The 15,497-nt window shown below is 69.5% G+C and carries 9 protein-coding genes; all 9 read left to right on the top strand.

The window, feature by feature from the left end:
• Positions 1-4 precede the first annotated feature (4 nt).
• The 9 genes from AC6CHL_RS01200 to AC6CHL_RS01160 all read left to right on the top strand — a co-directional run bounded on the left by AC6CHL_RS01200 (position 5) and on the right by AC6CHL_RS01160 (position 15,493).
• A complete protein-coding gene (locus AC6CHL_RS01200) occupies positions 5-6,307 on the top strand; it encodes an AAA domain-containing protein (protein WP_498292915.1) in 6,303 nt (2,100 codons plus the stop codon).
• Positions 6,304-7,665, top strand: coding sequence for a hypothetical protein (locus AC6CHL_RS01195; protein ID WP_038688497.1), 1,362 nt, complete (start codon positions 6,304-6,306; stop codon positions 7,663-7,665). The genes AC6CHL_RS01200 and AC6CHL_RS01195 overlap by 4 nt, the downstream gene beginning before the upstream one ends.
• Before the next feature lie 55 nt (positions 7,666-7,720).
• The gene (gene flhB, locus AC6CHL_RS01190; protein WP_038688499.1) at positions 7,721-8,851 is read left to right on the top strand and encodes a flagellar biosynthesis protein FlhB; all 1,131 of its coding nucleotides are present in this window, start codon (positions 7,721-7,723) and stop codon (positions 8,849-8,851) included.
• Positions 8,848-10,956, top strand: a complete 2,109-nt coding sequence (gene flhA / locus AC6CHL_RS01185) for a flagellar biosynthesis protein FlhA (protein ID WP_038688501.1) — start codon at positions 8,848-8,850, stop codon at positions 10,954-10,956. Before flhB ends, flhA begins: the two co-directional genes overlap by 4 nt.
• Positions 10,957-11,110: 154 nt before the next feature.
• On the top strand, positions 11,111-12,853 hold the full coding sequence (gene flhF / locus AC6CHL_RS01180; protein ID WP_498292912.1) for a flagellar biosynthesis GTPase FlhF: 1,743 nt from the start codon (positions 11,111-11,113) through the stop codon (positions 12,851-12,853).
• Entirely contained in the window at positions 12,840-13,727 is an 888-nt protein-coding gene (locus AC6CHL_RS01175; RefSeq protein WP_038688502.1) for a MinD/ParA family ATP-binding protein, read from the top strand. Before flhF ends, AC6CHL_RS01175 begins: the two co-directional genes overlap by 14 nt.
• The gene (locus tag AC6CHL_RS01170) at positions 13,724-14,470 is read left to right on the top strand and encodes an RNA polymerase sigma factor FliA (protein ID WP_038688503.1); all 747 of its coding nucleotides are present in this window, start codon (positions 13,724-13,726) and stop codon (positions 14,468-14,470) included. Before AC6CHL_RS01175 ends, AC6CHL_RS01170 begins: the two co-directional genes overlap by 4 nt.
• A gap of 16 nt (positions 14,471-14,486) precedes the next feature.
• Positions 14,487-14,879: a chemotaxis response regulator CheY gene (cheY, locus tag AC6CHL_RS01165; protein WP_038688505.1), complete on the top strand. Its 393-nt coding sequence runs from the start codon at positions 14,487-14,489 to the stop codon at positions 14,877-14,879.
• Positions 14,879-15,493 (top strand): protein phosphatase CheZ, encoded by a 615-nt coding sequence (locus AC6CHL_RS01160; RefSeq protein ID WP_038688507.1) that lies wholly within the window; start codon positions 14,879-14,881, stop codon positions 15,491-15,493. Before cheY ends, AC6CHL_RS01160 begins: the two co-directional genes overlap by 1 nt.
• Positions 15,494-15,497 lie beyond the last annotated feature (4 nt).

Genomic DNA, 15,497 nt, shown 5'->3' with positions numbered 1-15,497 from the left:
GTCCATGATTCGTTTTTGCCCCAATTGCCACACCGAACGCGCGTTGGCCGAGATGTTCTGCGAAGGCCTTGTTGACGCGCACGCGTGCGGCTGGGATCTGGCCGGCGAGCCGATCCACCCCGCTGGCTGGCGGCCGCAGAGCGTGGTCACCCAGGCAGCGGTGCAGGCCTCGACGGTCGGCGCCGCCGCAGCGGACGTGGTCTGCGACAACGGCCACCCGATGACGCCCGGCGACCTGATGTGCCTGCACTGTGGCGCCAGCGCAGCGGACGCGACGACGGCGGCAGAGCTGCCGCCCCCGGCCGCCGACAGCAGCGAAACGGTCATCGATGGCTGGCGCCTGCTGCGCCAGATCAGCAGCACCGACGGCGTGCGTGACCGCTACCAGGCCGAACACACCGCCACGGCGGTGCAGGCCGTGCTCACCCTGTACCGCCCCGGTGCCGAACCCGACCCGGCCATCTACGATGTGATCCGTCGCCTGCCCCGCGCGCACGTGCCGGAGATCATCGCCACCGGGCGCTGGGATGACCGCGCCTTTGAAGTCGTGGAAATGCTCACCGGTGGCACCCTGGCCGAGCTGGGCAGCGTGATCGGCGACCGCGAGGCGGTCCGCCATATCGTCAGCGAACTGGGGCAGGCGCTGCATGCGTTCAACGAAGCCGGGCTGCGCCACCGCGACCTGCGCCCGGCCAGCCTGCTGGTACGGGCCCGCACGCCGCTGGATCTGGTGATCAGCGGGTTCGGTTCGGCGCGGTTGTCCGAGTTCGACCTGGACATCGTCTCGCCCCTGGAGATCAGCCGCTACATGGCGCCCGAGGCGATCGCCGGTGGCGTGGCGGCGGCGTCGGACTGGTGGAGCCTGGGCATGATCCTGCTCGAACAGCTTACCGACGGCGCCTGCTTCGACGGCATCCATCCCAACGCGTTCCTGATCCACGTGCTGGCCAATGGTGTTCCGATCCCGGATACGCTGGACCCGGAGCTGGCGCTGCTGCTGCGTGGGCTGCTGGCCCGCGACCGTCACCAGCGCTGGCAATGGCCGCAGGTGGCCGACTGGCTGGCCGGCATTGCCGTACCGGCGCCGCCGGCGGCGCAACACGCGCAGGATGAGGGCGACGGCGCCAGCCTGCCGCTGGGCACGCGCCGCTACCATCGCCCCGCGGTGTTCGCGCTGGCCGCCGCCCAGGCCGACGGCTGGGACCAGGCCCTGGACCATCTGCTGCGCGGGGGGATCGTCACCTGGGCCGAGCAGGTCGGCCTGCCCGCCACCCGCATCGCCGGGCTGCGCCAGATCGCGCGCCACGAAGGCATCGAGGACGATTTCCGGCTGATGCTGGCGTTGAAGGTGCTCAACCCGGAAATGCCGTTGATCCATCGTGGCGACATCGTCACGCCAGGCTGGTTGCTTGAGCACCCGCTGGAGGGCTACCGGCTGGTCAGCGGGTCGGTGCCGGACCTGCTGGAACACCTGCAGACCGACAACTGGCTGTGCAGGCTCAAGCGGCGCGAGGAAAGCGTGCGCCAGCGCGCGCTGCACCAGCACATCGCCCTGGTCGAGGAATCCCTGCGCGTCTACCTGCTGTCCACCTCGCGGGCCAAGCTCGCCTCGCAATGGCAGGAACGCCAGCGCCTGCTGCCCGACACCGCGCATCCCGGGCTGCTGTCGCTGGCCGAGCGCAGGGTGGTGGCCGAAGAAGACCTGATCGTGTTGCTGAGCGCGGAAATCGGCCAGTTCCGCAGCGCCGAGGCCATCCTCGCCGAGGCCGCCACGCTGGCCGCCAGCGCCGGTCTCGAGGCCTTCGACAACGACGCAGCCGCGGCCCTGCTGCTGCACCCGCGTACCGAGCTGTATCGCAGCGTGGACGCGCGCATCCTGGGCTTCGCCCGTTCCGGCCTGCCCGTGGTGGATGGCTGGGCCGAACAGTTCCGGCTGGAGCGGCGCATGCCGCTGGCGCGCGCCCTGGTGGTGCTGGCCGTGCCCGCCAGCCGCTGGCTGCAGCCCCAGAAGCAGCAGTACGTCTCGCAGATCCTGGACTTCTTCGAAAAGAAGGTCGTCACCGCTGTGATGCGCGGGCCGCTGGTGCGCATGAGCATCGGCAAGACCACCGCACGCGTGGACATGCACGAAGTAGACAGCACCCGGCGCCCCGCCGCCGCACTGCTCGATCACCTGTTGCAGCGCAACGCGCGCGCCGTCCAGCTGGACCCCGAATCGTTCCAGCGCACCCCGCAGCTGGAACCCCGCCTGATGGCCCTGGCACGGCAGAGCGCGCTGTACAAGCGCGACACCGGCATCGACGGGCTGTATCTGGGCTTTCCGTTCCTGCTCAGCCGCGATCCGCGCGGCACGTCGCGCACCCGGATCATTCCGCTGCTGCTGTGGCCGGTCACGCTGCTGCTGGAACCGGGCACGCGCGGCCAGGTCGGGCTGGCCTTCGATGGCGAACGCGAGGAAGTGCGGCTCAACCCTGCCCTTGAAAGCGTGCTGGGCACCGAAACCTGCAAGCGCTGGCGCAGCACCGCCGACGAACTGCTGGGGCGCTCGGCGATCCGGGCCGCCGATGTGATGGATGCCTTCGGGATGCTGGCCACGATCCGCTCGCGCAGCCTGGTGGGCCTGCCCCCCAGCAGCGTGGAGGTGGCCCCTTACCAGGACGAACTGGACTGCGCCGCAGTGCTTTTCCATGTCACGTTCATGGGCCAGGCCATCGGCGAAGACCTGCGCCAGCTCAAGGTTCTGTCGCCGTCCGGCACCGGTCTTGAAACCGCGTTGCGGCTGGCACCGCCGACCGACGCCGACAGCCCCCCGCCGCCTGCCGCGCCAGAGCTGCAGCGCTACTTCACCGTGGCCAGCGATCCCTCGCAGGAAGCGGCGGTGCTGCAGGCACGGCAGGGGCCGGGCCTGTTGATCGAAGGCCCACCCGGCACTGGCAAGAGCCAGACCATCGTCAACATGGTGGCCGACGCGATCGGCCGGCAACGCAGCCTGCTGATCGTCTGCCAGAAGCACGCTGCGTTGGAAGTGGTGCACAAGCGCCTGGTCGCCGAAGGGCTGGGCCAGCGCGTGGTCATGCTCAACGACGTCAACCGCGACCGCGAACCGGTCATCCGCAGCATCCGCGAGCAGCTCGACGCCCTGTTCACCGCCGGCGCCACGCAATCGGCCTGGCAGCAGCAGCGCCAGCAGGTAGCCGCGCGGATCGAGGCGCTGGAAGGCGAACTGGACCGCCACCAGCACAGCCTGCACCAGATCGACGACGCCACCGGGCTGAGCTACCGGCGCCTGCTCGGCGAACTGATCGCGCTGGACACCGGCACGCCCCCGCTGGTTCTGCCGGCCCTGCGCCAACGGCTGCTGGCACTGGACCTGCCCACCCTGGTGCAGCGCGAGGAAGCGTGTGCGCCGTTGATCCGGTTGTGGCTGCCGGCGCGTTACGAAGGCAGCCCGCTGGTGCAGTTGCGTCCCTTCGCGGCCGACGCGGACACCCTCGCCGCGTTCGTTGCCGCCCTGCAGGCGTTCACTGCGGCCGAACAGCACCGGCAGGCGATCCTGCTGGCACACCCGGCCAGCTTCGAGCTGGACGATCCCGCTCCGCACCAGGCGTGGAAGTCGGCGCACGTGGCGACCCTGCTCGGCCTGGACGACGCACAACGGATCCGGCTGGCGCGCTGGCTGCCGCTGTTCCGCACCGCACGCGCGGGCCAGCCAAGCCAGGGCGACATCGCGCTGGACCGGCTGCACCAGATCGAGCACGCCGTGGCGGCGCTCGACCTCGACGCCTTCTCCAGCACGCTGTCGCCGGCCCTCACCGGCGTCGACGAGCGCACGCTGGCGCAGCTGCAGCGCGACGCCGCGCGCGTCCTGGGCGCACGCGGCCTGCTGGCCCGCCTCAACCCGCTGCACCTGCTGCGCCGGCGACGGGTGAACCGTGTCCTGCAGGAGCAGTCCCACGCGATGGGCGAAGCAGGCGCCGCAGCACTGCTGGCCGCCGCGACGCTGGAAGCACGCTTGCGCCCGCTGCGCAGCGAACTGGCCGGCCTGCACCAGCAGCTGGCGCTGGACCCGGTGGGCCAACAGACCGGCATGGCGCTGGGCCCGATGGCACGCGCCAGCGGGCGCCAACTGCTGGACGTACAGGCACTGGCCCAGGCGCTGGCGCAGTCGCCACGCCCCCAGCAGGCCGATGACGCTGCCCTGGCGGGCGACCGCGCGCACCTGGAGGCACTGCTGCAGGACCTGGATGCCTCGCTGGCGCGGCATGCCGCCCGCCATGCCAGCGCGCAGCAGCTCGGCTTGCTGGCCGACTGGCTGGAGCAGACGCTGACCGACGCATTGGCCGCGGCCATCGCCCACAACCAGAGCAATGCCCAGGTGCTGCAGCACCTGCAGGATGCCCTGCCCCATCTGGCCGCCTACCAGGCCTTCCGCGGGCGCGCCGGGCAGCTGTCGGCCGCAGACCTGGACCTGCTGGCACTGCTGCGCCAGCTGCAACCGCAGCTGGATGCCCTTCCCAGCGACGCGCTGGAGCCGGCCGTGCGCCGCCTGCTGCATCGCGAAGCACGGCTGGGCTGGAAGCACCGCATGGAGCAGGCGATCCCGGCGCTGCAGTTCGGCCAGGATGAAACCCAGGCCAAGGTCGCCAGCCTGGCCGCTGCCGACCAGCAGATGCGCCGGCTCAACCGTCAGATGCTGGGCACCCACATCGACCTGCAGCAGTTGGGCAACCGCAAGCAGTGGGAAGACGTGACCCGGCTGACCGGGCGCCGTTCGCGCCGCCTGCGCGAGTTCATCGAGCTGGGCAGCGAACTGGGCCTGATGCACCTGCGCCCGATCTGGCTGATGAACCCGGACGTGGCCAGCCGCGTGCTGCCACTGCAGGCCGGGCTGTTCGACACGGTGATCTACGACGAAGCCTCGCAGATGCCGGTCGAGTTCGCCCTGCCCACGCTGTTCCGTGGCCGGGTCACGGTCGTCAGCGGGGATGAGAAGCAGATGCCGCCCACTGCCTTCTTCTCCAGCCGGGTGGAAAGCGATGAAGCCGAGGTCTTCGATGGCGACGAGCCCGATGCCGAGGTCGATGCCGAGCAGCGCGACGCCTTCGAGGAAACCTGGAACCGGCGCGAGATCAAGGATTGCCCGGACCTGCTGCAGCTGGCCCGCAATGCCCTGCCCAGCACCACGCTGCAGATCCACTACCGCTCGGCATACCGCGAACTGATCGGCTTCTCCAACGCAGCCTTCTACGGCAACCGGCTCAACGTGCCGGTGCGCCATCCGCGCAGCAGCATCGCGCGGATCAAGCCACTGGAACTGATCCAGGTCGACGGTGTGTACCAGCACCAGAGCAACCCTGCCGAAGCGGCACGGGTGGTGGAGTACCTCGCCCAGTTGTGGCAGCACCCCTATGCCGCCCGCCCCTCGGTGGGCGTGGTCACCTTCAACCGCAAGCAGGCCGAGCTGATCGAAGAGCACCTGGAGCAGCGCGCCGGGCAGGATGCCGCCTTCCGTGCCGCGTTCGCCGAGGAACGCGAGCGCAGCGAAGACGGCGAGGACATGGCGGTCTTCGTCAAGAACGTGGAAAACGTGCAGGGTGACGAGCGCGACATCATCGTGTTCTCCTCCACCTTCGGCCGCAACGCGCAGGGCACCTTCCGGCGCAACTTCGGCGTACTCGGCCAGACCGGCGGCGAGCGCCGCCTCAACGTGGCCGTCACCCGCGCCCGGCAACGGGTGGTGATGATCACCTCGATGCCGATCGCCGACATCTCCGACCTGTTCAACACCCAGCGCGCCCCGGCCAGCCCGCGTGACTACCTGCAGGGGTACCTGGAGTACGCCCGCGCCCTGTGTGCCGGCGAGTTCGACGGCAGCGCGCGGCTGCTGGATCGCCTGCAGACCGATCGCAGCGTGGCCAACCGCACCCACGCGGCGCCCGCCGACGGCTTCACGCAGATCGTTGGCGCCTACCTGCAGTCGCTGGGATGGGACGCCGCGGCCGCCAGTGAAGGTGACGCATTCGGGCTGGACTTCGCCATCGAACATCCCGACACCGGCAACTTCGCCATCGGCATCGAGTGCGACGCGCCCAGCCACCCGCTGCTGGCGCATGCCCGCGCCCGTGAAATCTGGCGGCCCTCGGTCCTGCGCCGCGCCATCGGCGGCATCCACCGGGTGTCCTCGCATGCCTGGTACCACGACGGCGAGGCCGAACGGGCACGGCTGCGGCTGGCCATCGACGCGGCCATGGCCCCCGCCCCGGTGCCGCCCCCGCCTGTCCCCGCACAACCGGAAACCCTGCCATGAGTGGTCCCAAAGTCGTCCGCATCGTGACTGCCGAAGAACTGCTGGCCCTGCGTGAAGCGATGCTGCACCGGCTGGACCAGGCGGTGGCGCGCTGGCAGGCCCAGTGTGAGCGCGTGGGCGAGAGCGACGCATCGGCGGTGGCCGCGGTAATGGCACGCCGCCAGGCGCTGCAGGCGCTGTTGGCGGACAGCGACAACACGCGGTATGCGCTGCTGATCGAGGCCGAAACGGCCTTCCTGCAGGCCGACACCCGCGACCGCGAGGCGCGCGCCATCGACCGCGCTGCCGCAGGCCGCCAGCAGCAGCGGCGGCTGCGCGACAACGCCGCCGCCGTGCTCAACACCCTGCAGGACCGATCCGTTGATGCAGACGCCGGCCTGCTGCAGTCGCTGCAGGCACTGGCCGACGGTCACCCCGGTACTGACGCGGAGGCGGTGCTGGCCCGTGCCTTCGCGCTCCTGTCGCCGCCGGACGCGCAGGCAACGCTGAGTGATGACCAGCGCGCGTTGGCCGCCGCATTGCAGACCGCCACGCCCACCCCCACGCTGGCCGACTGGGCCGCCCGGCAGCCCGCCGACCCCGAGCGCGAGGCGCGCCTGCTGCGCGTGGACCGCCATATCGCCGAACTGCAGTTGCTGCAGGGCGCGGCAGTCGCTGCACCCTACCTGGAGGCGCTGCACAAGGCCGAGCAGGAAACCGCCCCGCAACGGCGCAACCTTCTGCTGGACAGCCTGGTACTGGACCTGGCCGCCGCCTCGGCCGCGTTCGCCCAGCGCCGCACGCAGCTGGAACAGCTGCAGGATGTGGCCAGCAGGCTGGCTGCCGTGGACCCTACCGAGCATGCGCCGTTGCTGACCCGGGTGGCCGCCTGCAGTACCGACACCGCGCTGCCGCTGCTGACCGAGCTCACCCTGCAGTGCGACACCGCCCTTGCCAGCCACCAGCAGGCGCTGGCGGCAGTTTCCCGGCGCCAGGCCGTGCTCGACGGGCTGGCCAGCCTCGGCTACGAGGTGCGCGAAGGCATGGCCACCGCATGGCAGGACACTGGCGCGGTCGTTCTAAAGAAAGCTGCCACCCCTGGCTATGGCGTTGAGGTGGGCGGCCGTGCAGACGGCGGGCGCCTGCAGGTCCGGGCCGTGGCCCTGGCGACCGACCGCGACCGCGCTCGCGACCGCGACATCGAAACCCTGTGGTGCGGTGAGTTCGGCCGGCTGCAGGCGCTGCTGCACGGGCAAGGTACCGCGCTGGTGATCGAACGGGCCCTGGGCGTGGGTGAGGTGCCCTTGAAGGAGACCATCGCCACCGCGACGCAGTCCGACCAGGTGCAGGTCTCGCGCGCACGCAGCGGCCCGGCCTGACGTCACGGAACGGTTCTTGCACGACCCCGGGTAATCCCCCCGTGTCGTGCAGCCCATGTCCGAGAACGAACAAGCCGGCGAAAAGACCGAGCAACCTACCGAAAAACGCCTGCGCGATGCCCGCGAGCAGGGCAACATCCCGCGCTCGCGGGAGTTGGCCACCGCCGCGGTGTTCGGTGCCGGCGTGCTGGCGCTGATGGCCTATTCGGGCAGCATCAGCAGCAGTGCCAAGGCCTGGATGAAGACGGCGCTGAGCCCGGAACCGGGCCTGCGCATGCACCCGCAGGCCCTGTTCGGCCACTTCGGCGAGCTGCTGCTGCAGCTGCTGTGGGCGATGTGGCCGTTGGTGCTGATCTGCCTGCTGGCCAGCTTCCTCGGCCCGGTGGTGATGGGCGGGCTGCGCTGGTCGAACAAGTCGCTGATGCCCGATTTCAAGCGGCTCAGCCCGATGGCCGGCATGAAGCGCCTGTACGGCCCGGAGGCAATCGCCGAGTTCACCAAGTCGCTGTTGCGCATCGCCTTCGTCGGCACCGCCGCCGGGCTGGTGGTCTGGCACGGCGTGCGGCCGCTGCGCGACCTGCTCAACCAGCCGCTGGAAACAGCCATGGTGCACGGCCTGGGCTTCACCTTGAAGCTGATGCTGGCCACCGGCGGGGCGATGATGCTGCTGGCCGCCTTCGATGCGCCCTACCAGCGCTGGAACTGGATGCGCAAGCTGAAGATGACCCGCGAAGAGCTGCGCCGGGAAATGAAGGAAAGCGAAGGCAGCCCGGAAGTGAAGGGCCGCATCCGCCAGCTGCAGCAGCAGCTGTCCAACCGCCGGATGATGGAAGCGGTGCCCACCGCCGACGTGGTGGTGGTCAACCCCACCCACTACGCGGTGGCCCTGAAATACGAAGGCGGCAAGATGGGCGCCCCCACCGTGGTGGCCCTGGGCGTGGATGAAACCGCCCTGCGCATCCGTGAAGTGGCCGACGGCAACAAGGTCGCCATCGTCTCTGCCCCGCCTTTGGCACGCGCCTTGTATCGGGAAGGTCAACTTGGAAAGGAAATTCCCGTGAGACTGTATTCGGCCGTAGCCCAGGTCCTGTCCTACGTTTACCAGCTGCGCACCTGGCGCGGCGGTCCGATGCCGGCCGCCCCGAGCATCAACGTGGATGAATTCGGCACGGGAGGCCGCGCATGAGCGCCCAGCCCGTCGGTGCCGGCATGAACGCCCGCAAGGTCCTGGACATGATCCGCAACGGCCTGGGCGCGCCGTTGATCGTGCTGGCGCTGCTGGCCATGGTGGTGATGCCCCTGGCCGCGCCGGTGCTGGATGCCCTGTTCACCTTCAACATCGCCATCTCGCTGATGGTGCTGCTGGCGGTGGTGTACGTGAAGCGTCCGCTGGACTTCACCATCTTCCCGATCGTGCTGCTGATCACCACCATGCTGCGGTTGGCGCTGAACGTGGCCTCCACCCGCGTGATCCTGCTCAACGGCCAGAACGGCCACGAGGCGGCGGGCAAGGTGATCGCCGCGTTCGGTGAGTTCGTGATCGGCGGCAACTACGCGGTCGGCATCGTGGTCTTCGCCATCCTGACCATCATCAACTTCGTGGTGATCACCAAGGGTGCCGGGCGCGTGTCCGAAGTGACCGCCCGCTTCATCCTGGACGCGATGCCCGGCAAGCAGATGGCCATCGATGCCGACCTCAACGCCGGTTTGCTGACGCGCGAGGAGGCCAAGGCCCGCCGCGAGGAAGTGCGTGAGGAAGCCGACTTCTACGGCGCGATGGACGGTGCCAGCAAGTTCATCCGCGGCGACGCGATCGCCGGCATCCTGATCCTGTTCATCAACCTGCTCGGCGGCCTGGCCGTCGGCGTGCTCCAGCACGGCATGCCGTTCGGCGACGCCGCCGCCACCTACACCCTGCTGTCCATCGGTGACGGCCTGGTGGCCCAGCTGCCGGCGCTGCTGGTGTCCTCGGCGGTGGCCATGCTGGTCACCCGCGCCTCGCGCTCGCAGGACATGGCCCAGGCCATGATGGGCCAGGTGTTCGGCCAGTACCGCGCGCTCACCATCGCCGCGGCCATCATGGGCGTGGTCGGGCTGGTGCCCGGCATGCCCAACGTCGCCTTCTTGACGCTGGCCGCCATCCTCGGCTTCGTGGCCTGGAAGGCCTGGAAGAAGAGCACGGCCGCCGCGCGTGCCGCCGAGACGCCGGCCGCCAGCCGCGGCGAGACCCTCGGCCTGCCCGGTGCCACGCCCTCGCCCACCGCCGAACTGACCTGGGACGAACTGCGCCCGGTCGACCCGCTGGGCCTGGAAGTGGGCTACCGGCTGATCCCGCTGGTGGACAAGAACCAGGGCGGCGAACTGATGGCGCGGATCAAGGGGGTGCGGCGCAAGCTCACCCACGACATCGGCTTCCTGATTCCGTCGGTGCACATCCGCGACAACCTGGAACTGCCGGCCACCGCCTACCGCCTGCTGATTCACGGCGTGCCGGTGGCCACCGCTGAAATCCACCCCGACCGCGAACTGGCGCTGGACCCGGGCAGCGCGCTCGGTGCGCTGGAGGGCATCGCCGGCAAGGACCCCGCGTTCGGCCTGGATGCCACCTGGATCCAACCGCACCAGCGTGCCCACGCCGAAACCATGGGCTACACCGTGGTCGATCCGGCCACCGTGGTGGCCACCCACCTGTCGCACCTGATCCGCGAACACGCGCCCGAACTGCTCGGCCACGAGGAAGTGCAGCAGCTGCTGGCCAACCTGGCCAAGAGCGCGCCCAAGCTGGTGGAAGACCTCACCCCGAAGTCGCTGCCGTTGTCGGCGGTGGTGCGGGTCCTGCAGAACCTGCTGATCGAACGCATTCCGATCCGCCAGCTGCGCAAGATCGTCGAATCGCTGGTGGAGAACGCGCCCATCAGCCAGGACCCGGCCACGCTGACCGCTGCGGTGCGCAACGCACTGGGCCGTTTCATCGTGCAGGAGATCGCCGGCATGTCGGCCGAGCTGCCGGTGTTCACCCTCAACCCGCAATTGGAACGTGTCTTGCAGGAGTCCACACAGGGCAACGGCGCCGCACTGGAACCCGGACTCGCTGAGCGACTGCACCAAAGTCTGGCCGAATGTGTCAGCAAGCAGGAAGCGAAGAATGAGCCGGCGGTCGTGTTGGTACCCGGCCCGGTGCGTGCCGCGCTGGCACGGCTGGTGCGCCACAGCGTCCCCTCGCTGTCGGTGCTGGCCTACAGCGAGGTACCCGAGGACAAACGACTGAAGCTGGTCGGCACGATCAGCTGACGTCGGAACCCCGACGGACATGTGCCAGAAAACAGACACACCCCCATTTCGATATCAACGCAGCAGGACATAAAGGGAAACCCGGACCGTGCAGACCACCGACAACCAGCGCTTCCCTTCCACCACCCCGCCGCCCCAGTCCCGGTACCACAGCATGAAAATCAAACGCTTCGTCGCTCCCGATATGCGCTCGGCCATGAACCTGGTGCGCAAGGAACATGGTCCTGATGCGGTGATCCTGTCGAACCGGCGGATCGAGGAAGGCGTCGAGATCGTGGCCGCGGCGAATTACGACGAAGGTGCGGTGCAGCGTGCGCTGGAAGCAGCGCGCAAGGACGTGGCCCCGGCCCCGGCGCCGCGACCGCGCAATGCCGCCGATGCGGTGATCGCCGCGGTGACCCGTCGCAAGCCGACCGTGGTTGCCGCCGAACCGGTGGCCGCCACCACCTCTGCGGTGGCCGCGCTGGCCCGTGCCGCGGTGGGTGCCACCGGCCGTACCCTGGACACCGCCAACGAGATCGTGCCGCCGCCGGGCAGCAGCGGTTTCGCGGCCACCCTGGCCCGCGCCGCCACCGCCCCGGCGGCCGGCATGAGCGCGCTGCCGGAACAGATCTTCGCCCCGTTCAACGTCGAGCAGGCCGCCGCCGCGTCGCCGGCACCGGCACAGTTCGAGCCGGCTGGCGCCGAACCGGCCGTCGCCACCGTCGCCCCGCCGATCAACCGCGCCCGCTTCATCATCGACCCGCCGCTGGACGACGAACCGCACTTCCAGATGCATGTGCCGACTGCCGCCGTGGCGATGCCGCCGCTGCCGGTCAGCGTCACCGTGCCGCCGGCCCTGCCGGTCGCCGAGGCCGTCGCCACCGCCGTGCCGCAGGCGCTGGCCGCCGTCGCCGAAACCCGCGTCGAAAACCCGGCGCCGGTGGCCGTCACGGAACCGGCGCAGGCCCAGCCGCAGCCCGCCGCCGAACTGGTGGTGGTGCAGCGCGATGACGAAGAGATCCGCCAGCTGCGCCATGAAGTGGCCGGCATGCGCCACGTCATCGAACGCGAAATGCACCGCTTCACCGACGAGCGCCTGCGGGGGTCGCCGGTACGCGCCGCCGCGCTGGACCTGATGGACGAATACGGCTTCGACGCCGGCATCAGCCGCGACGTGGCCATGCAGATCCCGCTGGACACCGAAGCCCACCGTGGCCGCGGGCTGATGCTGGGCCTGCTGTCGCGCAAGCTGCCGATCGCCCCGGTTGACCCGCTCGAGTCCGGCGGCGTGATCGCCCTGGTCGGCCCGACCGGTGCCGGCAAGACCACCACCATCGCCAAGCTGGCCTCGCGCTTCGCCGAGAAGCATGCCGCCCGCGACGTGGCCCTGGTCACCACCGATACCGGCCGCATCGGCGCCCGCGAGCAGCTGTACGGCTTCGGCCGCCAGCTCGGCATCGCGGTGCACGAAGCCAACAGCGGCAGCGACCTGAACCAGCTCCTTGAGCGCCTGCAGGACTACAAGCTGGTGCTGATCGACACCGCCGGGCTGGGCCCGCGCGACCGTGCCCTTGCCGCCCAGCTGCAGTGGCTGCGCGCCGCCGAGCAGATCCGCACCCTGCTGGTGCTGCCGGCCAACACCAGTTTCGGCGACATGGACGAGGTGGTCCGCCGCTTCAGTGCCGCCAACCCGCAGGGCGTGGTGCTGAGCAAGCTGGACGAAACCGGCCGCTTCGGCACCGCCCTGTCGGTGGCCGTGGACCACCGCCTGCCGATCACCTGGGTCACCGATGGCCAGGACGTTCCCGAAGACCTGCACCGGGCCAGTGCCGCCAATCTTGTACTTCGCCTTGAAGATTTGCGCCGCGCGGCCGATATGCCCTGCAACCCGGAGTTGAACCATGCCGTCGCGTGAGTACGCCAAGCTGACCAAGACCTTCCCGTTGTCTGCCACCCGCAGCCAGCCGCTGGGCCCTGTGCGCACCATCGCCGTCACCGGCGGCAAGGGCGGCGTGGGCAAAACCAACGTGTCGGCCAACCTGGCCGTGGCGCTCGCCGACATGGGCAAGCGCACGCTGCTGCTGGACGCCGACCTGGGCCTGGCCAACATCGATGTGATCCTGGGCCTGCAGCCCAAGCTGACCCTGGCCGACCTGGTCGCCGGGCGCTGCACCCTGGATGAAGTGATCATGGAAGGCCCCGGTGGCGTGCTGGTGGTCCCGGCCGCATCGGGTCGCCGGCACATGGCCGAACTGCAGCCGGCCGAGCACGTGGGCCTGGTCAACGTGTTCTCCGAACTGGAGCGCGAGCTGGACTTCATGGTGGTGGACACCGCCGCCGGCATCACCGACGGCGTGCTGACCTTCTGCCAGGCCGCCCAGGACACCGTGGTGGTGGTCTGCGACGAGCCGGCCTCGATCACCGACGCCTATGCCCTGATCAAGGTGCTCTCGCGGGAACGCGGCGTGGACCGCATCCAGGTGGTGGCCAACATGGTGCGCGACCCCAACGAGGGCCGCGTGCTGTACGAAAAGCTGACCCGGGTCTGCGAGAAGTTCCTGGCCGATGTGTCGCTGAACTACCTCGGCTGCGTGCCGCAGGATGACTGGCTGCGCCTGTCGGTGCAGCGCCAGCAGCCGGTGGTCAAGGCCTACCCGTCCAGCCCGGCCGCCCAGGCGATCACCGAAATCGCCCGCCGCACCGCCCGCTGGCAGGCCCCGACCGAGCCGCGTGGTGGGGTCGAATTCTTCCTGGAACGCATCCTCAAGCAACGCGGGGTGACCGCATGAAAGGCGCCGCACAATACAAAGAGGTGCAACGCACCGCCGCCAACGAATGCATTGCCCAGCATTCGGACCTGGTGCGCCGCATCGCCCACCACCTGGCCGCGCGCCTGCCGGCCAGCGTGGAAGTGGATGACCTGATCCAGGCCGGCATGATGGGCCTGATCGAAGCCTCGCGCAGCTACGACGCCGACCAGGGCGCCTCGTTCGAAACCTATGCCTCGATCCGCATCCGCGGCTCGATGATCGACGAGATCCGCCGGGGCGACTGGGTACCGCGTTCGGTGCACCGCCGCGCCCGCGACGCCGCGTCCACCATCCGCCGCCTGGAGCAGAGCACCGGCCGTGCCGCCAGCGCCACCGAAGTGGCCGCCGCCATGGACATGCCGCTGCCGGACTACCTGCGCCTGATGGAAGACGCCGCACGCGGCCAGGTGCTGAGCCTGGAATCGCGGATCGAGGACCAGGGCGAGCTGGACACCGTCGCCCAGGGTGGCCCGACCCCGCAGCAGGTGCTGGAGCGTGGCGAATTCGGCCGCGAACTGGGCAATGCGATCGGCCTGCTGCCCGAACGCGAACAGCTGGTGCTGTCGCTGTACTACGAGCAGGAACTGAACCTGAAAGAGATCGGCGCCGTGCTGGGCGTCAGCGAGTCACGCGTGTGCCAGATCCACGGCCAGGCCGTGCTGCGCCTGCGGGGCCGATTGAAGATCTTCGAGGCGGCCGACGCCGGCCTCGCGAACACTTGATACCGAGGAAAGTGCTTTGAACAAGAACATGCGTATCCTGATCGTCGACGATTTCTCGACCATGCGTCGTATCGTCAAGAACCTGCTGGGCGATCTGGGCTTCACCAATACGGCCGAAGCCGAGGACGGGCATGCCGCGCTGTCGCTGCTGCAGAGCCAGCCGTTCGATTTCGTGGTCACCGACTGGAACATGCCGGTGATGACCGGCATCGACCTGCTCAAGGCGATCCGCGCCGACGCCAAGCTGAAGACCCTGCCGGTGCTGATGGTGACCGCCGAAGCCAAGCGCGAACAGATCATCGAAGCGGCCCAGTGCGGCGTCAACGGCTACATCATCAAGCCGTTCACCGCGCAGACCCTGGAAGAAAAGCTCGGCAAGATCTTCGAACGCCTGGCAGCGAGCGCCTGATGGAAACCCTTCGCGACAAATCCGCGCTGGTCCAGCGCCTGCAGGACGCCCTGGCTGCGCTGGAAAGCGGCGATGAAGCCGGCTGGCGCCGGGAAATCGACGCGCTGGCTGCCTTGCGTACCCAGCCGATGATGGCCGGCCTGAACCGGCTCGCCCGCGAACTTGGCCAGGCCCTGGGCGAACTGCCCAGCCTGCCCAGCGAAGCCGGCGAGCTGGACGATGCCTGCGCGCGCCTGGACCACGTGGTGACGATGACCGAACAGGCCACCCACCGCACCCTGGACCTGGCCGAGGAATGCCGGGCGCTGACCGAACAGCTGCGTGCCAACGGCCTCACCGCCGACCAGGACCAGCAGCTGGACCGGATCCGCCACAACCTCACCGAGATCGCCCTTACCCAGAGCTACCAGGACCTCACCGGGCAGATCATCCGCCGCGTGGTGGGGATCGTGCGTCGCGTGCATGAAGGGTTTGGCGCACTCGGCCTGCCGCCGCAGGACGACACCGCGCACAAGCGTGACAACGGCCTGGCCGGCCCGGCCGTGAGTGGCCTGGACCGTCACCAGGTTTCACAGGTGGATGCTGACGACCTGCTTTCGGATTTGGGGCTGTAACACC

This window comes from Stenotrophomonas sp. GQ19, from assembly GCF_059758695.1.
This window is presented reverse-complemented; position numbering and strand designations above follow the sequence as displayed.